16 protein-coding genes are annotated in these 18962 nt (G+C 71.9%); 5 read left to right on the top strand and 11 right to left on the bottom strand.

Annotated features, from left to right (window positions below; genetic code table 11):
- Window positions 1-24 precede the first annotated feature (24 nt).
- The 8 genes from WMF24_RS12130 to WMF24_RS12165 form a co-directional block, all read right to left on the bottom strand.
- Window positions 25-366, bottom strand: coding sequence for a hypothetical protein (locus tag WMF24_RS12130; RefSeq protein WP_437736554.1), 342 nt, complete (start codon window positions 364-366; stop codon window positions 25-27).
- A gap of 302 nt (window positions 367-668) precedes the next feature.
- The gene (locus tag WMF24_RS12135) at window positions 669-1241 is read right to left on the bottom strand and encodes a hypothetical protein (protein WP_437736555.1); all 573 of its coding nucleotides are present in this window, start codon (window positions 1239-1241) and stop codon (window positions 669-671) included.
- Between the two features lie 307 nt (window positions 1242-1548).
- Window positions 1549-2352, bottom strand: coding sequence for an alpha/beta fold hydrolase (locus WMF24_RS12140; protein ID WP_437736556.1), 804 nt, complete (start codon window positions 2350-2352; stop codon window positions 1549-1551).
- Window positions 2353-2437: 85 nt separating this feature from the next.
- Window positions 2438-3349: an SH3 domain-containing protein gene (locus WMF24_RS12145; protein WP_437736557.1), complete on the bottom strand. Its 912-nt coding sequence runs from the start codon at window positions 3347-3349 to the stop codon at window positions 2438-2440.
- 63 nt (window positions 3350-3412) lie between these two features.
- On the bottom strand, window positions 3413-5773 hold the full coding sequence (locus WMF24_RS12150) for a DUF4340 domain-containing protein (protein WP_437736558.1): 2361 nt from the start codon (window positions 5771-5773) through the stop codon (window positions 3413-3415).
- Window positions 5773-7509 (bottom strand): GldG family protein, encoded by a 1737-nt coding sequence (locus WMF24_RS12155; RefSeq protein WP_437736559.1) that lies wholly within the window; start codon window positions 7507-7509, stop codon window positions 5773-5775. Before WMF24_RS12155 ends, WMF24_RS12150 begins: the two co-directional genes overlap by 1 nt.
- Window positions 7509-8255, bottom strand: a complete 747-nt coding sequence (locus tag WMF24_RS12160; RefSeq protein WP_437736560.1) for an ABC transporter permease — start codon at window positions 8253-8255, stop codon at window positions 7509-7511. Before WMF24_RS12160 ends, WMF24_RS12155 begins: the two co-directional genes overlap by 1 nt.
- Complete coding sequence (locus tag WMF24_RS12165; RefSeq protein ID WP_437736561.1) at window positions 8252-9328, bottom strand: ABC transporter ATP-binding protein; 1077 nt, start codon at window positions 9326-9328, stop codon at window positions 8252-8254. Before WMF24_RS12165 ends, WMF24_RS12160 begins: the two co-directional genes overlap by 4 nt.
- A 321-nt stretch (window positions 9329-9649) precedes the next feature.
- Between WMF24_RS12165 and WMF24_RS12170 the strand changes: the two genes are divergently transcribed.
- Window positions 9650-10117, top strand: coding sequence for a DUF3293 domain-containing protein (locus WMF24_RS12170; RefSeq protein WP_061607955.1), 468 nt, complete (start codon window positions 9650-9652; stop codon window positions 10115-10117).
- 140 nt (window positions 10118-10257) lie between these two features.
- Window positions 10258-10695, top strand: coding sequence for a hypothetical protein (locus tag WMF24_RS12175; protein ID WP_437736562.1), 438 nt, complete (start codon window positions 10258-10260; stop codon window positions 10693-10695).
- Window positions 10696-10772: 77 nt separating this feature from the next.
- Here WMF24_RS12175 and WMF24_RS12180 read toward each other — a convergent pair whose 3' ends face one another.
- Genes WMF24_RS12180 through WMF24_RS12190 form a run of 3 tightly spaced genes read right to left on the bottom strand, consistent with a single transcriptional unit; the run spans window position 10773 to window position 13921 of the window.
- Window positions 10773-11477 carry a response regulator transcription factor gene (locus WMF24_RS12180; RefSeq protein ID WP_437736563.1) on the bottom strand — a complete coding sequence of 235 codons (705 nt, stop codon included), beginning with the start codon at window positions 11475-11477 and terminating at the stop codon, window positions 10773-10775.
- Window positions 11478-11526: 49 nt separating this feature from the next.
- Window positions 11527-12558, bottom strand: coding sequence for a sensor histidine kinase (locus WMF24_RS12185; RefSeq protein WP_437736564.1), 1032 nt, complete (start codon window positions 12556-12558; stop codon window positions 11527-11529).
- Between the two features lie 52 nt (window positions 12559-12610).
- The gene (locus WMF24_RS12190) at window positions 12611-13921 is read right to left on the bottom strand and encodes a thymidine phosphorylase (protein WP_437736565.1); all 1311 of its coding nucleotides are present in this window, start codon (window positions 13919-13921) and stop codon (window positions 12611-12613) included.
- 144 nt (window positions 13922-14065) lie between these two features.
- Between WMF24_RS12190 and WMF24_RS12195 the strand changes: the two genes are divergently transcribed.
- The 3 genes from WMF24_RS12195 to WMF24_RS12205 all read left to right on the top strand — a co-directional run bounded on the left by WMF24_RS12195 (window position 14066) and on the right by WMF24_RS12205 (window position 18816).
- Window positions 14066-15514 carry a cytochrome ubiquinol oxidase subunit I gene (locus WMF24_RS12195; protein WP_437736566.1) on the top strand — a complete coding sequence of 483 codons (1449 nt, stop codon included), beginning with the start codon at window positions 14066-14068 and terminating at the stop codon, window positions 15512-15514.
- Entirely contained in the window at window positions 15504-16541 is a 1038-nt protein-coding gene (locus WMF24_RS12200; RefSeq protein WP_437736567.1) for a cytochrome d ubiquinol oxidase subunit II, read from the top strand. The genes WMF24_RS12195 and WMF24_RS12200 overlap by 11 nt, the downstream gene beginning before the upstream one ends.
- A gap of 409 nt (window positions 16542-16950) precedes the next feature.
- Entirely contained in the window at window positions 16951-18816 is a 1866-nt protein-coding gene (locus tag WMF24_RS12205) for an IgGFc-binding protein (protein WP_437736568.1), read from the top strand.
- Window positions 18817-18962: the final 146 nt, after the last annotated feature.

The raw sequence follows: 18962 nt of genomic DNA on the forward strand, positions 1-18962 counted from the left end.
ACAGGCGCGGCGCGCGGTCGACCCTCAGTCGTTGACGAGGGCCCAGAACAGGAGCCCGGTCGCGCGATCGGTGCAGCCCCCCAGGTTGTCGATCTCCGGGCGGCACCCGTCCACGTCGACGCCACGGCTCCGGCACGCGAACTCGTCTTCCACGCAGGACATGGCCGCGTCGAACTGGTCCTCGCAGCCCTGTTCCTCCGCTTCGCGCTCGATGTCTTCCAGGTTGTCGATGCAGTCGTCCAGGTCATCCGGGCTGCAGTCCCCGGTGCAATCGCACTTGTCCTCACACAGACTCGAGATCGAGCTCCCACAGCCCGGAAGCAGGGCGAGCGCAACGGCGACCGTGAACGAGCTAGCGAGCTTCAAGGTGTACCTCCAGCCTGGTCGCGCGGCGCGCGAGCTACGATGATGCAGCTTGTCTATCGCGTCCGCGGAGGAGGTACAAGCCGCATGTTCGCGCCCCGGACGCGCCTGGAGCGGCTTCTGCGGGGCGCTCCGGCCGCGCGCACGGCAGCGCGGGACTCCGCTGCTGCCAGACGACATCTGTGTCGTTCGACGGCGCCACGGGCGATCCGCCGCGCGGCGACGAGCGATGTTGGGGCATGGATACCCGCTCATACGGGTACCCTCGTCCTTCGTCCCACGAGACCGCGCCTTCGCGGTCTCGTTCAGTTCCGCTTGCCGTCGGCGGGCTGCGCCGGCCAGAGCCGGCGGAAGCCGACGCCGAGGAGGACGCCATCGTCACGCTGGACCAGGCCGCCGTAGCGGCACTTCTCCACCAGCGTGCCCTCGGCCAAATCGCCGCCGTCCTGGAACCGGATGCGCTGGCCCTCGCTCAGGGCAGCGAAGACGCGCGCATCCGACGCGACCGCGACGAGCGACTCCGGCGCAGGGACGCGCAGCGGCGCGATATCCGCGCGCTGCGCGCGATGAAGCACGCCCCGGCTGGTCGTGGAGCGCGCGGAGGCAGCGTGATTTGTATCGTCCTGGACGGATGATACGGTGTCCGTGGCGTCGATCCACACGTCGACCGTGGCGCCGCGCCTGAACAGGACCACCCCGGGCAGCGCTTTGCCCGCGGCGGTCGTCAGCGTGACCAGCTCGCCGACGCCCGGCTCGGCCGACGCGCGTCCGCCGAGGCGCTCGCGCACGGCGTCCACGGTGGGCTTCGAGGCGGCAAGCGCCGCGACGCGCACGGGGTCGTCCAGCTTGATCAGGGGGAGCGAGAGCTTGCGCGTCATCGGACCTGGCATTCTACGCGAACCGGCGCGCGCCCGCCTGCGCGCGGTCCGGGAAACTCGCCCGGAGCTGGCTGGCGCCCGCGTCGTCGCGCGTTCCTGCATTCGTCTGCGCCCGCGCCGCCGCCCCGCTCCCGCGCCGCCGCCCCGCTCCCGCGCCGCCGCCCCGCTCCCGCGCCGCCGCCCCGCTCCCGCGCCGCCGCCCCGCTCCCGCGCCGCCGCCCCGCTCCCGCGCCGCGCGCCGCGCGCCGCCGGAAGAGGCACCTGGGCGACCCGCGAAGCCGGGCGCGCGAGGCCTCCGGGCAGCCCGTCACGGCAGCGACCCGATGAACCGGTGGACCTCCTCGTTGAACCGGTCCGGCTCCTCGAGGAAGGGGCAGTGGCCGCTCTCCTCGAAGACCAGGAGCCGCGCGTCGGGGAGATGGCGAACGAGGTGCTCGCCGGCCGCGACCGGGACCAGCTTCTCGTCGCGGCCCACGACGACGAGCGACGGAACCGCGAGCGAGCCGAGGACCGGCCGGTAATCCCGCATCGTCTGATCGAAGAGGATCGCCCCGGCGATCGACTCCTGCATGCGGGTGATCTCGTCGAACATCCACCGGCGATCGGCCGCGCCCGGCGGATCCTTGAACATGAGAGAGATGAACTCGTTCGCGAAGGCGTCGCGGTCCGTCTGGAGCTGCTCCATGGACTCCGTCAGCGCCGGGAGGTCGTACGCGCCGAGCGGCCAGTCGGGCCACTTGAAGTCGGAGGGGGACTGCTCGACGAGGACGGTCGCCGCGAGGCGCGCCGTCCCGAACTGCCTGACGTACTCCCAGATCACGAGGCAACCCATCGACCAGCCGACGAGGACCACCCCGTCGAGCGCGAGCCGCTCCAGGAACACGCGGAGATCGCGCGCGTACGTTGGGAGCGTGTGGCCCGACGGGACCTGGGTCGAGCGGCCGTGCGCCCGCAGGTCGGGCGCGATGGCGCGGTAACGGGCCGAGAAATACGGGAGCTGGCGGTGGAAGAAACGCCCGCTCATGCAGACGCCGTGGAGAAACACGACCGGGCGGCCCTGTCCGAGCTCCTCGTAGTAGAGCTCACAGCCTCCGAGGTTCAACCGAGCCATCGAGCACCTCCTGGAGGACCGGTCCCAGGCTGGTCAGGCGCGGCGACCCCGGCGCGTCAGCGAAGCGCCGGCGCGACGAGCTCGGCTAGAGCCCGATGGAGCCGCGGTACACCCATCCTGTCTTCCCCCGGTGCTCGATCTTGTACCAATCGTTCTGTCGGCCAACGAGCTTGACGCGCGTCCCGCGCACGAGGCGCATGACCACATCGCCCTCCTTGGGCGCCCCGCGGACGAGCGCGGTATCCCAGCTCACCGTGGCCAGGCCGCTCGCCGCCGTCTCGCTCGTCGTCGCGCCGGCGGCCTTCTCCTGGTCCTCGCCGCCCGCCTCGGTCTTCGCGGCCTCCGCCTGCGCGCCCGGGGGGACGAAGGTGGCCGTGTAAACAAGGGAGTAACGGCGGTGCTTGTGCGGGACTTCCTCGAGGGAAACGTTCGAGAACTCGCGCGCGGCGCACTGGAGGATCCCGCTGACCGTCGCGGCGGGCAGGGTCGTCTTCTTGCCCTTGACGACCTGCACCTCCTTCTTCTCGAAGTTGAGCTCGAAGCCGATCGGGAGCTTGCCGTCGACGCCGAGCGCCGCCGGGCACCTGGCGAGCTCCTTGAGCCGCGGCAACGCGATCGGGTCGAACTGGAGCTCGCCGCAGTCCTCGATCTTCTTGTTCTTCCTGTCCGAGCAGCGCGTGATCCTGCCGGGGCCGACGACGACCTGCTGCTGGTCCTTCGCGGTCTCCGGGGGCTTGGCCTCGGGCTCGGCGGTCCCGGGCGCGGCGGCGGCGGGGGCGGGCGGCGCGGACGCCGCCGCGGTCTCGGCCGTCGGCTTGAGGTCGCCGGGGACGCTCGGGCCGATGCGGACGCCGGCCAGCCTGGGCCAGGCGACGCCGACGACGAACCCCACGAGCGCGATCACCCCGACCCGCGACCAGACCGGCTGCTCATCGCCGGGACGGGGGATGTCGACCGTCAGCGGGCGCTGCCGCTTCGCCATGTCCGCCTTCGCCATGCCTGCACGTCGCCTAGCACAGGTGGGCCGCCAGAACGAAATAGTCCGTTCGCGCGCGGTCGCTCAGCGGGCGCCCGCCACGCCCGCCGCCTCGAGGAGCGGTCGCACCCTGGACTGCGCGATGGCGTAGACAGCGTCCACGCCGTCGCGACGGGCATAGACGACGTTCGTGCCGCGGAAGGCGTCGCCGGCGCCGATCGCGATGGAGAGGGACCCCGCCGGGGAGCGCGGCGCACCCGCGCCGCCCTCGGCCGCCGGCGCGGGCTGCGGCCGGGCCAGATCGACGGTGATCCGGAGCCGCGGCGGGCTCAGGCCGTGGTGCGGCGCCGGCTTGCCCAGCGCGACGGCGCCCTCGGCGCGCAGGTCGGCGAGCGCGTCGCGGACGCCCGCGGCGGTCGCTGTGGCCGCCGCCGGGTCGGCCGCCCCCGCGAGGGTGAAGCCGCCCGCCGCGGCCTCGACGACGACCGGCTTGCCGCCGGCCGGGGTGAGCGTCACCCGCGCGATGTCGTCGGGCGCGACGGCGAAGACGTCGCGGCGGAGGAGGAGGCGCCCGGCCGCGGCCTCGAGCGACGGCGGCGCCACGAACACCGGGGCGCCCTTGCCGGCGCGCGCGAACGAGCCAGCGCCGGCGCGCGCGCCGAGCTCGACCCGGGCCGAGCCCGCGGCGGGGTCGCCCGCGGGGTCGCCGGGGCCGGGCGCGGCGGTCAGCTCGGCCTCGACGACGAGGCGCGGCGCGGCGAGCCCGTGGCCCTGGCCGGCGTCCGGCGCGACCCACCGCTCGGCCTGGAGGGCGCCGAGCAGGTCGGCGAGCTCGTCCGCGAGCGCGCCGTCGGCCGCGAGGCCCTCGCCGGTCGGCTCGACGAGCTGCCAGGCGCCGTCGCCCGTCCGGCGGAGCCGCTGGACAAGGCCGGGGCGCTCGACGCGCAGCGCGTTGACCTGGTCGGGCGTGAAATCGAACACCTTCATCGAGCGCAGCGAGATCTCGGAGGGGAGGAGCGCCCCGGCGGCCGCGGCCGGGATCTCGGCGATCGCGCCGTCCTCGAGCCGCCGGACGTGGACCACGCCGGCCTGCTCGGCGCCGATCTCGAGCGTCTCGATCCGCTCCCGCGGCTCGCCCTCGCCGGCGGACTCCGGCGGCGTCGAGAGGACGCGGAGCGTGGCGCGGGGCGGGTCGAGGCCGAGCGCCCGGGGGTCGCTCGCCGTCGGGAGCAGGCGCGTCGCGCGGACGTCGAGGATCGCCTGGACGAGGGCGCGGCCCGTCTCGGTCGGGACGGGCCGGTCCTGCGGGGCGCGCAGGTGCCACTCGTTGCCGGCGCGCGCGAGCTCCAGCGAGCCAGGGCCGCCCTCGCCGCGCTCGCCGACCGAGAGCTTCACCTCGGCGACCTCATCGAGCGGCGCACCGACGAGGGCGAGATCGACGAAGCGCGACGCCTCCTCGGTCAGCGGCTCGAGGGCGCTCGCCGGCACGCAGGCGGCCGCGCGCGTGGGCTCGCGCCGCACGGCGACGACGTGGTCGGGCCGGTCCGGGCAGGCGCCGCCGAGGTCGATCACGCCGGGCTTCGCCGAGGGGTCGCCGGGCAGGAGCGTCAGCGTGACCCGGGGGCCGCCGGAGGCCGCGGCCTCCCGGGCCTCCTCCTCGGAGAGGAACGCCTCGGCCTGCAGGCGGCCGAGCGCGGAGAGGACGCGCTCCATCGCCGGCGCGCTGACCCGGACGCCGCTGCCCTCGGGCGCGCCCTCGGCGAAGCGGAAGCCGGCGCCGCGGCCGCCGCCCCAGGGGGCGCGCGAGAAGCGCCGCGGGCCGCCGTCTCCCTCGAGGGTGAGCCCCGAGAGCTCCGACGGCAGGTAGGGGACGAAGCTCCGAGAACGGAAGCGAACCGGCGGTATGTCGAGCGCCGCGGCGAGCTGCTTCGTGATGACGAAGACCCCCCGGCCGGCGACCTCGGCGTAGACGGCGCCGGGCGGCGTGGGGGCGCTGCCGCCGAGCAGCAGCCGCTCGCGGCGCGGGCCCATCGCGATCGCGATCGTGAGCCGGGGGGCGCCGAGGCCGAAGGCGGCCGCGTCGACCGCCTCCGCGGACACGCGGCGCTCGGCGGTCGCGAACTCCAGGGTGCCGAGGAGCTGGTCGACGGTGGGCTCGTCGGCCGGGTAGCGCTCCCCGTCGATCTCGACGTTCCAGGGGCGCTGGCCCGCGTCGTTGACCTCGCCGCGCGTGAGCCGCGCCGTCTCGAGCCCGGAGGGGAAGGTCATCGTCACGGTGAGCTCGGTGATCTCCTCGGGCCGCCACGCCTCGAACAGGTGCTTCCTGCGGCGCTCCGCCTCGTCCGTGGACACCGAGCCGCGGTCGAGCACGAGGAGCACGACGGCCGCCGCGGCGGCGAGCACGACGAGGATCAGCGTCGTCGCGTGCCGGCGGAGGGACCGCATCACGGCGCCCCTTCGCGCCCGGCGCCGTCCTCGCGAGCGTTCAGCGTGCCGCGTGTGCCGCGCGCGCCGCGGTCGGCGGGCGCGCCGCGGTCGGCGGGCGCGCCGGGGCCGCCCTTGCCGTCGGGGCGGCGCTCGGAGCTGCGCCGCGAGAGGTACACGGCGAGGCCGAAGAGGGCCGCCGCGAGCGGCATGTACACGACGACGTAGCGGAAGATGCCGGCGAGCGAGTCCTCGCTGAGCCGGAGGCCCGCCGTGACCGCGGGCTTGTCGGGGATGTCGAGCATCGGCGGGCTCGCGGCGAGCCAGGACAGCGCGCTCTCCACGAACACCGCCGTCCCGCGGAGCTCGGGGCTCTGCCAGTTCGCGCCGTACAGCGCGCTGGGCGAGCTGATCACGACGACCCGCGGGCCGTGCGCGGCGCTCGACCCCGCGGCCTTCGGCAGCTCGGCGGCGTAGGCGACCGTGAGCGGCCCCGGGTGATCGCCGTCGCGCGGCTTCGGCTCGGACGGGTCCCTGGCCCAGCCGAAGAAATCGACCATGCCGAAGGCCTTGTCGCTCGTGACGAGCAGCGGCGCCGGGGCGACCGGCCCTGTCTTCGCTGGCGCGAGCGAGCTCGCCACCGTGAGCACCGGGCCGAGCCCCTGATCGGCCGCCCTGACGAGCCCCTCGGTGATCGGGTGCGGCCGCACGATCGGCGAGAAGGTCTCGCCGAAGCCCTGCGTCGAGCGGAGCTTCGGGTCGAGCTCGAACACGAAGTCCGACCGGAGCTCGACGCCGGCCACGGCGAGCAGGCCCGAGAGCCCGAGGTCCACGTAGCGCTGATCGCTCTCGTCCGGCACGGGGCCGAGCGCGAGCAGCGCGCTGCCGCCCTCCTCGATGAACGCCCTGTAGCGGGCCACGTCGCGCGGGGGCACGGGATGGCTCGGCTCGGCGAGGACGAGCACGCGGCAGCGACCGAGGTCGACCTCGGCCGCGGGCTCCTTCGGCGCGGCGGGCTCGTCGTCGTGGCCGTGGTCGTCGTGGCCGTGAGCGCCGCGGCCGCCGCCGAGCTCCACGACCTCGTAGTTGTTCTTGTGGAGCCGGTCCTTGAGCGCCGCGAGCCCATCGGCGCCGCCGACCTCGACCGACTTCTCGCCGTGGCCGGTCGCGAAGCAGACCATCGGCCGCTCGCTGCGCACGACGCTCCGGATGGCGCCCGTCAGCGCCTGCTCGAGCCGCGGGCGCGCCCGGAGATCGTCCTCGTCCTCGACCTCGACGAGGTCGCTCGCCGTCAGGAAGTGCGGCCGGTCGCCGCGCGCGACGATGATCGCCGCGTCCGTGACGATGCGGCCGTCCTCGGTCTTGCCCGCCACGACGCCGTAGCGCTGCTGCACCGCCAGGAACTCCGCGGGGCGCCGATCGGGGTCGGTCACCTCGACCTCGATCCGCGAGGTCTCGGCGCGGTACGCGTCGAGCAGGTGCCGCACCGAGAGCGTCAGCGGGTCGCCCTCGGAGAGCAGGACGTAGACGCGGATCGGCTCCTCGAGCGAGCGCAGCGTCGCGATCGTCGCGTCGCTCAGCGTGTACAGGCCGCCCTGCGTCCAGTCCCAGCGTTTGTAGTGCCGGGCGACGAGCAGGTTGACGAGCACCGCGAGCACCATCGCGGCGATGATGCCGACGCTCACCGAGAGCTTCTCGCCGAGCGACGTGCCCGGCGGCGCGGGCGAAGGATCCCGAGCGGGCCGCTCCTCGGCCATCAGCCCCACCTCCACGCGTCCACCGCGCGCACGGTCACGAACAGCGGCAGCGCGATCACCGTGGCGTCGAAGACGAGCCGTCGCAAGTCCACGATTCCACGGGAGAAATCGTTCATCTGCGCCCACACGGAGACGTGGGCGCAGAGGTCGTGCGCCGGGCCGTCCGGGAAGATGAACTCCCCGATGCCGAGGATGAACAGGCCCATCACCGCCATCGTGCTGAGCACCGCCGCCATGAGCTGGCTCTTCGTGAGCGCGCTCGTCATCGTCCCGATCGCGAGGTAGCCCGCGCCGACCGCGACGACGGCGAGGTAGCTCGACCCGACGACCCGCCAGTCGAGCTCGCCCGTCCGGCTGATGAGGACCACGTAGAGCAGCGTCGGCGCCCACATCGCGACGTACGTCACGAGCGCGGCGGCGTACTTCGCCAGCACGACGCCGGTGGACCCGACGGGCGCGGTGAGGAGCGCCTCGATGGTGCCGCTCCTGCGCTCCTCCGCGAAGAGCCGCATCGTGAGCAACGGGCACACGAAGAGCAGCGGCAGGTAGATCAGGATCGTCTGGCCGAAGAAGACCTGCACCGGGCCCGTGTCGGCCGAGAGCTCCACCTCGCCCGCGAACTGGGTGGCGATGAGGAAGAAGTGCACGCCCTGCACGAGCAGGAACGTGGTGATCAGCACCCACGCGAGCGGCGTCACGAACAGCGAGAAGAGCTCGCGCTTGAAGATCGGCCAGAAGCCCCTCACCGCCGCTCCTCCCCGGCGCCGCCCGCGCCCCGGCGCCCGGCGCCGCCCTTCTTCTTCGGGGCCGCCTTCGGAGGCGCCTCGCCGCCGCCGTCCGAGCCGGGCGCGGCCGGCTCCGCGGCGGCGGTCTGCTCGCCGGGGTCGTCGGCGGCGGTCAGCTCGGAGAAGACCTGCTCCAGCGACGGGGCGTGCGGGACGAGCTCGCGCACGCCGATGCCCGCGCCGACGAGGGCGCGCACGAGGCGCTCGGTGGCCTCGCCGGGGTCGGCGCCGGCGTCGAACTCGACCGTGAGCCGCGCCGCGTCGCCGGCCGGCTCCGCCGCGGCCGAGCGGACGCCCGCCGCGCCGCGCGCCGCCGCGAGCGCCGCGTCCGGCGCGCCGCGCACGACGACGCGCGCGCCGCCGACGCGGCGCATCGCGCGCAGCTCGTCGATCGACCCCTCGGCGACGAGGCGCCCGCGCGCGATCACGACGGCCCGCGTGCAGGTCGCCTCGACCTCGGAGAGGATGTGCGTCGAGAGGAGCACGGTGCGGTCGCGCCCGAGCCGGCGCACGAGCGCGCGCACCTCGCGGATCTGGTTCGGATCGAGGCCCGCCGTGGGCTCGTCGAGGATGAGCAGCGGCGGGTCGCCGACGAGCGCGTCCGCGAGGCCCACCCGCTGCCGGTAGCCCTTCGAGAGGTGGCCGATCATGACGCTCGCCACGTCCTCGACGCGCGCGTCGCGGAGGGCGCGCGCGACCGCCTCGCGGCGCGCGCGCCGGGGCACGAGCTTGAGCTCGGCGCGGAAGGCGAGGTACTCCGAGACGCGCATCTCCGGGTAGAGCGGCGACGTCTCGGGCATGTACCCGATCGAGGCCCGCGCGCGCATCGGCTCCTCCGCGATGTCGTACCCGGCCACCCGCACGCGGCCGGAGGTCGCGCCGAGGAATCCCGCGAGGATGCGCAGGGTCGTGCTCTTGCCCGCCCCGTTCGGGCCGAGGAATCCGACGATCTCTCCCTGGCTCACCCGGAAGGAGAGGTCGCTCACCGCCAGGTGAGGGCCGTAGGACTTGGAGAGGTGCTCGACCTCGATCATCGGGACATCGGGGGGTCGGGGCCGTCGGCGCGGGCGGCGCGCGCTGGCCCGCGCGGCACGCGCAGGTGCGCGCGGGCCACGCCGCGGCGAACGCGCGGAACGCTTAGCGCACCGGGCGGGGTAGGGGAAGCGCGCGGCGGGCGTCCGTGCGCCGCGGTGGACGCGGGGCCCGCCGATCGCCGCCGAGTAGCCAGAGCCGCGCGTCTCTGGTAACCCTCCGCCGTCGCGCCCGGCGGCCGGGCGCTCAGGCCACGGGCCCCTCCGCCGTGCGACGCACCCGGTGCGCCGAGCGCCGCGGCCCCCTCACACCCCCGCTTCACGATGGATCAGACGCTCCTCCGGTCGTATTTCTCGACCATTTACGAGTTCCCCACGGCGGCGGGCACGCTGCGCGTCTCGCTGGACGGCGAGATCGTCCAGGACCAGGCCGGGCTGCCCGACCTCCTGACCCGCAAGTTCGCCGTGCTCACCGCCTACAACCCGCGCTCGATGCTCATCCCCCGCCGGGTGAACGATCAGCGCCACCACGTGCTCCGCGACCTCTTGATCCTCGGGTGTTACCGGGTGGAGCCGTGCGTCGGATCCGAGGCCGAGCCGGAGGGCATCTGGCGCGAGCCGGCCTGGCTCGTCCACGGCATGGACCGCGACGAGGCGATCGCCTTCGGCCGCGTCTTCCGGCAGAACACGATCGTCTTCGCGCAAGGCGGCCGGCCGGAGCTCATCATCACGGACCCGACCGCCGACGACATCGGCCGAACTTTCCAGGGCAACTGGCGCGTCCGGTCGTGACTCGGTCGTGACACTGAGGGCGGCCGCGGACGCGGAGCGCCGATTCCATGTTGAAACATACCCGCAAAATGTGGGTTCATGCCCAGGCGTTTAGGGATGGGCGGACCGGCCTCGCTCACCACATGAGGAGACACAGCAGAATGCGCACCCAGGTCACCCTCGCGGCGCTCGCCGCGCTCGGGCTCGTCGCCGGCGCTGGCGGCTGCGGCCAGAACAAGGTCTCGGAGTGCAACGCGCTCATCGAGGTCATCAACAAGGGCGTCCAGAGCATCGAGAAGGGCACGAAGACCGGCGCCGACCAGGGCGGGTCGAGCGAGCTGAAGGCGATGGCCGACGCGATGGACAAGGTGGCGGCCGACGCGGCGCAGGTGAAGCTGACCACCCCGGAGCTGCAGAAGTTCTCGGGCGAGTACCAGGCGATGGCCAAGGACGTCGCCAAGGCGGCGCGCGACCTCGCGACCGCGGCCGACGCGAACGACGCGGAGAAGAGCAACGCCGCCCAGGCCGCGATCGAGAAGGCGATCAAGCAGGAAGACCCGCTCGTCGACAACATCAACAAGTTCTGTCAGGCGCCCTGAAGCCCTGAAGCGACCGGCCCGCCGGCGCAGCCGCGTCAGGGCAGCGCGCCGGCGCGGTGCCGAGGAGCGCCGCGCGCTCAGGGCACGAAGCGGTAGCCGACCCCGCGCACCGTCACGAGGTGGCGCGGCGCGGCCGCGTCGTCCTCGAGCTTGTTGCGGAGCTGGAGGATGAAGTTGTCGATCGTGCGCGGGGTCCCGTGGTGCGTCGGGCCCCACACCTTGGCCTGGATCTGCTCCCGGGACAGGACCCGGCCGCCGGCCTCGGCGAGGCAGAGCAGCACGTCGAACTCGGTCGCCGTGAGCTCGATCAGCGCGTCGCCGCGGCGGACCTCGCGCGTCGCCGCGTTGATCACGATGTCGCCTGCGCGGAGCTGCTCCGCGTCCGCGCGCGCGATCGCGTCGCGCCGGAGCACCGCCTTCACCCGGGCGAGCAGCTCGGCCAGGCTGAACGGCTTCGTGATGTAGTCCTCGGCGCCGAGCTCGAGGCCCATCACCTTGTCCATCTCGGCGCCGCGCGCGGACAGCATGATCACGGGCAGGGTGCGCCGCTCGCTCCGCAGGATGCGGAGCAGCTCGAAGCCGTTCAGGCGAGGGAGCATCACGTCGATGATGATGAGATCGATCCCGCCGGCGCGGGCGAGCGTGAGCCCGCGCTCGCCGTCCTCGGCCACGAGGACGCGGTAACCCTCCGCGGTCAGGTTCATCTCGAGACCCATCGCGATGCTGGGATCGTCCTCCACGAGCAGGACGGTCCGCGCTGAGGCTTGAGGGTTCCGGGTCATGCTGGGGACGTCCTCTAGCATGTCCATGCCCGGTCCGGAGGCGCCGCGCCTAGGGCGGCGCCTCCGCTCCGGCGGCGCGCTCCGCGGCCCCGGGGGCCGCGGCGACGGCGGCCGGCGCGCTCGACGCGTTCGACGGAGGCTTCCCGGCGGGGCTCGTCCTTGGCGCGCTCCGGATCGGCAGGACGAGCGTGAACGTGCTGCCCTTCCCCGGCTCGCTGTCGACGAGGATCTTGCCCCGGTGCGCGCGGATGACGTGCTTGACGATCGACAGCCCGAGCCCGGAGCCCTCCTGATGCCGGGCCAGGAGATCGTCGACCCGGTAGAACTTCTCGAAGATCCGCTTGTGCTCCTTGCGCGCGATGCCCTTGCCGTTGTCGCGGACGGTGATCAGCGCCGACCGGTTGACGACATGGGCGGAGACGCGGATCTTCCTCGGCTGACCGCCGTACTTGTAGGCGTTCGACAGGAGGTTGACGATCGCGTCGACCAGCGCGCTGCGGTCGCAGAGCACGGGCGGGAGTTGCTCGTCGACGGCGACGTCGAGCTCGACGCTGCGCTTCTCGCGGGTCGGCTCGAACGCGTGGATCGCCTCGTCGATGACGTCATCGAGGCGGTGCTCCGAGAGCTCGTAGACGCGCCGGCCGCTCTCCATGCGGCCCCAGTCGAGCAGCCGGTCGATGAGCTGCTGGAGCCGGGCGCTCTCCTTCGTGAGCGCGTCGATGCAGCGGTCCTCGCTGTGCGTGTCGCCGCGCCGTAGCTTGAGCGTCTCGGTGAACATCCGGATCGACGTGAGCGGGGTGCGCAGCTCGTGCGAGACCTTCGAGACGAAGTCGGCCTGGAGCTCGGACAGGTTGCGCTCGCGCCGGAGGAAGACCCACACGAGGATGACCCCTGTCGCGAGCGTCCCGCAGAACGTGAGCACCAGGATGCCCATGATGAGGTTGTACTGGGCCTCGCCGAGCACGAGCAGGATGAAGCCGACGCCCGACAGGAGCACGCCCGGGACGATGACCAGGTAGACGAGGAGCTGGATGATCCGCCGGTAGCCGAGCGTTGTGAGGTCGCGCCGCGGGGTCCGCATGACGGCAGCTTAGTGGGGCCGCGCGCCGCCCGCGAGCGGCCTCGGGGGCGGGCTACGCCTCGATCCGCTCCAGCACGAGCGCGGGCGCCGGGGCGGGCGCCGGTCCGAGCCGGAAGGCCGCGCGGACGCGTTCGGCCGCGGCCTGCGCGTCCTCCGCCCGGCGGGCGTGGATGCGGGCGAGGGGCGCCCCGCGGCCGACGCGATCGCCGCGCACGGCGGCGAGCTCGACGCCCACGGCGGGGTCCACGCGCTGGTCGGCGCGCGTCCGTCCGGCGCCGAGCGCCACCGCGGAGAGCCCGATCTCCAGCGGATCCACGGCGACGACGTGCCCCTCGTCCCGCGCCGCGACCTCGACGACGACGGGGGCGGCGGGGAGCCTGCCCGGGTCCTCGACGACGGCCGGATCGCCCTTCTGCGCGGCGATCATCCGCGCGAGGACCTCGGCCGCCGCGCCGCTCGCGATGGCGGCGTCGAGCTTGACGCGCGCCTCGGCGGCGCTCGCCGCGGCGCCGCCGGCGATCAGCATCTCCTCGGCGAGGGCGAGCGTGCACGCGACGAGGTCGGCCGGGCCGCGGCCGTGCAGCACCTCGATCGCCTCGCGGGTCTCGATCGCGTTGCCGACGGTGAGGCCGAGCGGGGCGCTCATGTCGGTGAGCAGCGCGGAGACGCGCTTGCCGGCCGCGGTCCCGACGCGCACGAGCGCCGTCCCGAGCGCGCGGGCGTCGTCCAGGGTCTTCATGAACGCGCCCCGCCCGACCTTGACGTCGAGCACGAGCGCGTCGATGCCCTCCGCGAGCTTCTTCGAGAGGATGCTGGCGACGATGAGCGGGATCGACTCGACCGTGGCGGTCACGTCGCGCAGCGCGTAGATGCGCTTGTCCGCCGGCGCGATCCGCTCGGTCTGCCCGATCATGCACGTCCCGACCTCGCGGACGATGCGCGCGAACGTGGCCGTGTCGAGCGCGACGTCGAACCCCGGGATGGCCTCGAGCTTGTCGAGCGTGCCGCCCGTGTGGCCGAGGCCGCGGCCGGACACCATCGGGACGGGGACGCCGCAGGCGGCGACGAGGGGGGCGAGGCAGATCGAGACCTTGTCGCCGACGCCGCCGGTCGAGTGCTTGTCGACCTTCCGCCCGGGCACGCTCGACAGGTCGAGCACGTCGCCCGAGTGGAGCATCGCCCGCGTGAGGGCGACGGTCTCGGCGTCGTCCATGCCGCGGAAGAAGACGGCCATGAGCAGCGCGCTCATCTGGTAGTCGGCGAGCTCGCCGCCCTGGTGGGCGCGGATGATCCGCGCGATCTCGTCCTCGGACAGCCGCTCGCCGTCGCGCTTCTTCGCGACGAGCTCGACAAGGGTCTGCATGGGCGTCGAGCTTAGCCGGCTTGCGCCCTATTTGTCCCCGGCGCGGTCGTCCCTATGGTGGCTGGGAGCGCGCGGGCCGCCCCCGCAGGAGAGCGGATCCGGTGCCGGTCGCGTTCGCACTGGAAGGGAGCCGCACGGGGCCTCATGGACAGCCTGCTCTACGCCCGGGCCCAGATGGGCCTGTCGCTGGCATTTCACATGATCTTCGCCGCCGCCGGGGTGGCGCTGCCGCTGATCATGGTCATCGCGGACGCGCTCTGGCATCGGACGGGCGATCGCGACTACCTCGAGTTCTCGAAGCGCATGGCGAAGGGGACGGCGATCCTGTTCGCGGTGGGCGCCGTGTCGGGGACGGTGCTCTCGTTCGAGCTCGGCCTGCTCTGGCCGAGCTTCATGGGCACGTTCGGCGAGGTGGTCGGGCTGCCGTTCTCGCTCGAGGGGTTCGCGTTCTTCACCGAGGCGATCTTCCTCGGCATCTATCTCTACGGGCGCGGCAAGCTCCCGCCGAAGCTGCACCTGCTCTCCGGCGCGCTGGTGGCCCTGAGCGGCGCGATGTCGGCGTTCTTCGTGATCCTCGTGAACGCGATCATGAACGACCCGGTCGGGTTCACGATGGCGGCTGGCCGCCCGGTGGACATCGACCCGATCGCGGCGATGTTCAGCCCGCCGTGGAAGCACGAGACCCTTCACGGCATCCTTGCGTGCTATCAGGCGACGGCGTTCGTGATGACGGGGATCCACGCGCTGGTGCTCCTGCGGCACCCTGGCAGCCCGCTGTTCCGGAAGGCGTTCGCGGTGACGCTGGCGATCGCCGGGGTGACGGCGCTGGCGCAGCCGTTCGTCGGCCATTATGCGGCGGTGCAGGTCGGGGCCGGGCAGCCGGCGAAGCTCGCGGCGATGGAGGCGCACTTCGAGACGTCGGCCCGGGCGCCGCTCCTCATCGGCGGCCTGCCCGACGTCGAGCGGGGCGAGGTCGACCATGCGATCGAGATCCCGGGCGGCCTGTCGGTGCTCCTGCACGGCGATCCGGACGCGGTGGTGCCGGGGCTCGACGCGGTGCCGCGCGACGAGTGGCCGCCGGTGACGGCGACGCACATCTCGTTCCAGGTGATGGTGGCGGCGGGCTCTGCGATGGCGCTGCTCGCGCTCGTGGCGGCGGTGCTCGCGTGGCGCCGCCGGGGGATCCCGGATCAGCGCCCGTTCCTCTGGGCGGCGGTGCTGGCGAGCCCGCTCGGCATCGTGGCGATGGAGGCGGGGTGGCTTGTGACGGAGTTCGGGCGCCAGCCGTGGATCGTGCGGGGCGCGATGCGCACGCGCGACGCGGTGACCCCGTTCCCGCACCTGGCGGCGCCTTTCTGGATGTTCATGGCGCTCTATGTCTTCCTGGGCGTCATGGTGACCTACCTGCTCGTGCGCCAGCTCCGCGACGCGCCGCTCGCGGTGACGGGCGGCGGCGGCCCGCGCGGGGGAAGGGCGACCGGCGGCGGCGAGCCGCGCGCGACCGGCGCGACGGGCGGCGGCGAGCCGCGCGCGACCGGCGCGACGGGCGGCGGCGAGCCGCGCGCGGTCGCGGGAGGCGCCGATGCACGTTGAGTTGCTCCTCGGCGGGGTGATGGTGGCGGCGCTCGTGCTGTATGCGCTGTTCGGCGGGGCCGACTTCGGCGGCGGCGTCTGGGATCTGCTCGCCTCCGGCCCGCGGAAGCAAGAGCAGCGCGCGCTCATCGAGCGGGTGATGGGCCCGATCTGGGAGGCCAACCACGTGTGGTTGATCCTGGCGATCGTGCTGCTCTTCACCGCGTTTCCGCCGGCCTTCGCGGCGATCTCGATCGCGCTGCACGTCCCCCTCACGCTGTTCCTCGTGGGGGTCGTGTTCCGCGGCTCGGCGTTCAGCTTCCGCAGCTACGACTCGCGGGGCGATCGGCAGCAGAAGCGCTGGGGTTTCATGTTCTCGATGGCGAGCGTGATCGCGCCGGTCCTGCTCGGCATGATCGTCGGCGCGGTGGCGTCGGGCCGGATCCAGGTGAGGTCCGGGGTGGTGACGAGCGGCTTCTTCGCCCCGTGGCTCTCGCTGTTTCCGTTCGTTGTCGGGCTGTTCGCGCTGGCGCTGTTCGCGTTCCTCGCGGCGGTCTACCTGACGAACGAGGCGACGGATCCGGCGCTCGTCGACGATTTCCGTCGGCGCGCGCTCGCGTCGGGCTGCGTCGTCGCGGCGCTCGCGCTCGCGTCGTTCGGGGCCTCGTTCCAGGGCGCGCCGCTGATCCGAGAGGGCCTGACGGATCATCCGATCACGTGGCCGCTGCACGTCACGACGGGCCTCGCCGCGACGACGGCGTTCCACGCGCTGTGGACCCGCCGCTTCCGTCTGGCGCGCTTCGCGGCGGCGGCGCAGGTCGCGCTCATCGTGCTGGGCTGGGCGGCGTCGCAGTACCCGTTCCTTGTCGTGCCCGACGTGACGCTCGCCGGGGCGGCGTCGAACCCGAAGACGCTGCGACTTCTGGTCTGGGTGCTCGGCGTCGGATTCGTGCTGCTCTTCCCTTGTCTGTACATCCTTTTCCGGATTTTCGGGAACAGCCGCGCGGCGGCAGCGCCGGACGGCGACGAGGCGCATGAGCGGGAGTAGGGGCGAGGTGCGTGGAAGTCGCAACCGGTCGTGACTGGTCCCGATCGGTCGCGATCGAGGCTGGCCGGTGCGGCCGCGTGGCCGGTGCGGCCGGTACGGCCGGTGCGGCCGGTGGAACGGCCCCAATTGCTCGTGACCGGTAGCAACGGGTCGCCATCGTCCGACCACCTCGCCCCACCCGCTGGAGAGGCGTGAGGTCGGCTCCCTCAGAGGGCGTCTATCCGTCCGGGCGCTAGGCGGTCGCGGCGCGCGGCAGGGCGCGCATTGCATTCCTGAAACCCAGAACCCCCTCTCATGAGGCCGGTGAAAAAACGCGAGCGCTTTCGCGGGCCTCCCCAGCGCGCGGGAACCGTGTTAGGCTCGCAGTCAAGAGTTTCAGGATGCTTGTGGGGGAAGGAGCCCTGTAGAGATGGCGAACATGGCCAGATACCGTCGACACGCGATTATGGGTCTTCTTGCAGCGACAGCCGGTGTGACGGGCTCGTTCGCCGCGTGCTCTGATTCGTACCGCAACGAGCTCACCGGCAGCGGCTCCGGCCCCACCGGGACCGGCGGCGGCGCCGGCATCGGCGGCGCGGGCGGGGAGGCGGGGAGCTCGGGCACCTTCGGGGAGGGGGGGCGGTGCGAGTACACGTGCTCCAACGATCTGAAGAAGGTCATCAGCTGCAATGGCGCGACGGTCGAGGAGTGCAAGCCCGAAGAGGGGTGCCTCAATGCGCAGTGCGTGCCGGACCCGTGCAAGGCGGCGCGGGAGTCGAAGAGCTCGTACGGATGCGATTACTGGGCGCTGAAGACGGCGCTGCGGCCGACCACGCAGGGCGCATGTTTCGCTGCAATTGTCGCGAATACGTGGAATTTGCCGGTTCACATCAACGTCGAGCGCGGTGGAGAGCCGCTTCCGGTTGACACCTTCGCCTACATCCCCGAATGGAACGAGCAGACAAAGAGCGTTACCTACAAAAAGTACGCTGACACCAATGAGCTTGCCGCGGGGAAAGTTGCTGTCCTGTTCCTGTCGAGATTGTCTGCAGGGGGCGGTATTGAGGACTGCCCAGCGCCCGGAGCGCTGGATGAGGAAACCGGCGTCCCGGAGTTTCCGGGCGAGCCAATCACCGGTCGCGGAAAGGCCTTTCATATCACGACCGATTTCCCAGTCGTAGCCTACCAGATCCTTCCGTACGGCGGAGGTAAAGCGTCATTCACCTCCGCTACGCTTCTGCTTCCGACGAGCGCCTGGGATAGCAACTATGTGGCTATAAATGGTTACTCGGAATCAGAGTCGCAGTCTCCGGCGTACAATGGTGCGTATCCTTCGTTGGCCATCGTTGCTCATGAAGATGATACCGAGGTTACTATCCTGCCCAAGGTGAGTGTAGAGGCGGGGGACGGCGTTGAGCCCGCGAACGCGGGTGAAGCGAAAACATATGCACTGAATGCTGGCGAATTCCTGCAGATTACGCAGCGGGCTGAGCTGACCGGTAGCCCAATTCAATCGACCAAGCCTGTTGGCCTGTTCGGGGCGCATGCTTGCATGCTCGTGCCTGCGGGCAGTGATGTTCGTGATTGTGACTCTGGACAGCAGCAAATCGCGCCCGTTAGAGCTACCGGGAGCGAGTACGTCGCGGTTCGACACCGGAACCGAACGGAACAGGATGAGTCGCCGCCGTACCGAATTGTGGGCATGGTTGACGGCACGCGGCTCACTTGGGAGCCATCGAGGCCAGATAATGCACCTGAGGAGCTGCGGCTGGGCGAAGTGTATGAGTTTGCGACAGGTGAGCCTTTTGTTGTCAAGAGTCAGGATGCTAATCATCCGTTCTATGTCGGTCAGTATATGACGGGTGGTTCTCTCCTCGGGGGTATTGGGGACCCGGAGTGGGTCAATGTGATCCCGCCGTCTCAGTATCTCGATTACTATGCATTTTTCACCGATCCGACTTACCCGGAGACGAGTCTCGTTGTCGTCCGTACCCGATCGAGGGTGAATGGTGAATTTGCCGACGTTGAGCTGGATTGTGTTGGAAATCTCACGGGGTGGACTCCTGTTGGCGATGGTAGCTACGAATATACTATTGTTGATTTGATGACTGGGGAGTGGCAGTCGGTGAATGGGTGCGTGAACGGTCGGCACGAGATGCGGAGCGAACTCCCCTTTGGCGTCACGGTTTGGGGATGGGGTGCAATTCAGCAAAATTATCGTGTTTCCTACGCATATCCCGCCGGTGCTGGATTCCTGCCTATCAATAATGTCGAGATCCCTCCCGTGGCAAACTAGGGTCATCCCTTGACATCGATGTGTTCGGTATGATTTTGTAGATGTCATGAGGACTCGTCGGTCGACCGTGTTCTTCCGGCCTGACGCGGGATGGCTCGCCGTCGCCGTCTTTCTCGCCGGCTGCGGCGAGATCCTCGGTCTCGAAG

Origin of the sequence: Sorangium sp. So ce1335 (genome assembly GCF_051521615.1) — a bacterium.
Classification (GTDB): Bacteria; Myxococcota_A; Polyangia; order Polyangiales; family Polyangiaceae; genus Sorangium.

Excerpts from the sequence above, each read along its gene's own strand:
- WMF24_RS12135 (WP_437736555.1), bottom strand. The coding sequence starts at position 1,241 with ATGACGCGCAAGCTCTCGCTCCCCCTGATCAAGCTGGACGACCCCGTG.
- WMF24_RS12140 (WP_437736556.1), bottom strand. The coding sequence starts at position 2,352 with ATGGCTCGGTTGAACCTCGGAGGCTGTGAGCTCTACTACGAGGAGCTC.
- WMF24_RS12145 (WP_437736557.1), bottom strand. The coding sequence starts at position 3,349 with ATGGCGAAGGCGGACATGGCGAAGCGGCAGCGCCCGCTGACGGTCGAC.
- WMF24_RS12150 (WP_437736558.1), bottom strand. The coding sequence starts at position 5,773 with ATGCGGTCCCTCCGCCGGCACGCGACGACGCTGATCCTCGTCGTGCTC.
- WMF24_RS12155 (WP_437736559.1), bottom strand. The coding sequence starts at position 7,509 with ATGGCCGAGGAGCGGCCCGCTCGGGATCCTTCGCCCGCGCCGCCGGGC.
- WMF24_RS12165 (WP_437736561.1), bottom strand. The coding sequence starts at position 9,328 with ATGATCGAGGTCGAGCACCTCTCCAAGTCCTACGGCCCTCACCTGGCG.
- WMF24_RS12170 (WP_061607955.1), top strand. The coding sequence starts at position 9,650 with ATGGATCAGACGCTCCTCCGGTCGTATTTCTCGACCATTTACGAGTTC.
- WMF24_RS12175 (WP_437736562.1), top strand. The coding sequence starts at position 10,258 with ATGCGCACCCAGGTCACCCTCGCGGCGCTCGCCGCGCTCGGGCTCGTC.
- WMF24_RS12180 (WP_437736563.1), bottom strand. The coding sequence starts at position 11,477 with ATGACCCGGAACCCTCAAGCCTCAGCGCGGACCGTCCTGCTCGTGGAG.
- WMF24_RS12185 (WP_437736564.1), bottom strand. The coding sequence starts at position 12,558 with ATGCGGACCCCGCGGCGCGACCTCACAACGCTCGGCTACCGGCGGATC.
- WMF24_RS12190 (WP_437736565.1), bottom strand. The coding sequence starts at position 13,921 with ATGCAGACCCTTGTCGAGCTCGTCGCGAAGAAGCGCGACGGCGAGCGG.
- WMF24_RS12195 (WP_437736566.1), top strand. The coding sequence starts at position 14,066 with ATGGACAGCCTGCTCTACGCCCGGGCCCAGATGGGCCTGTCGCTGGCA.
- WMF24_RS12200 (WP_437736567.1), top strand. The coding sequence starts at position 15,504 with ATGCACGTTGAGTTGCTCCTCGGCGGGGTGATGGTGGCGGCGCTCGTG.
- WMF24_RS12205 (WP_437736568.1), top strand. The coding sequence starts at position 16,951 with ATGGCGAACATGGCCAGATACCGTCGACACGCGATTATGGGTCTTCTT.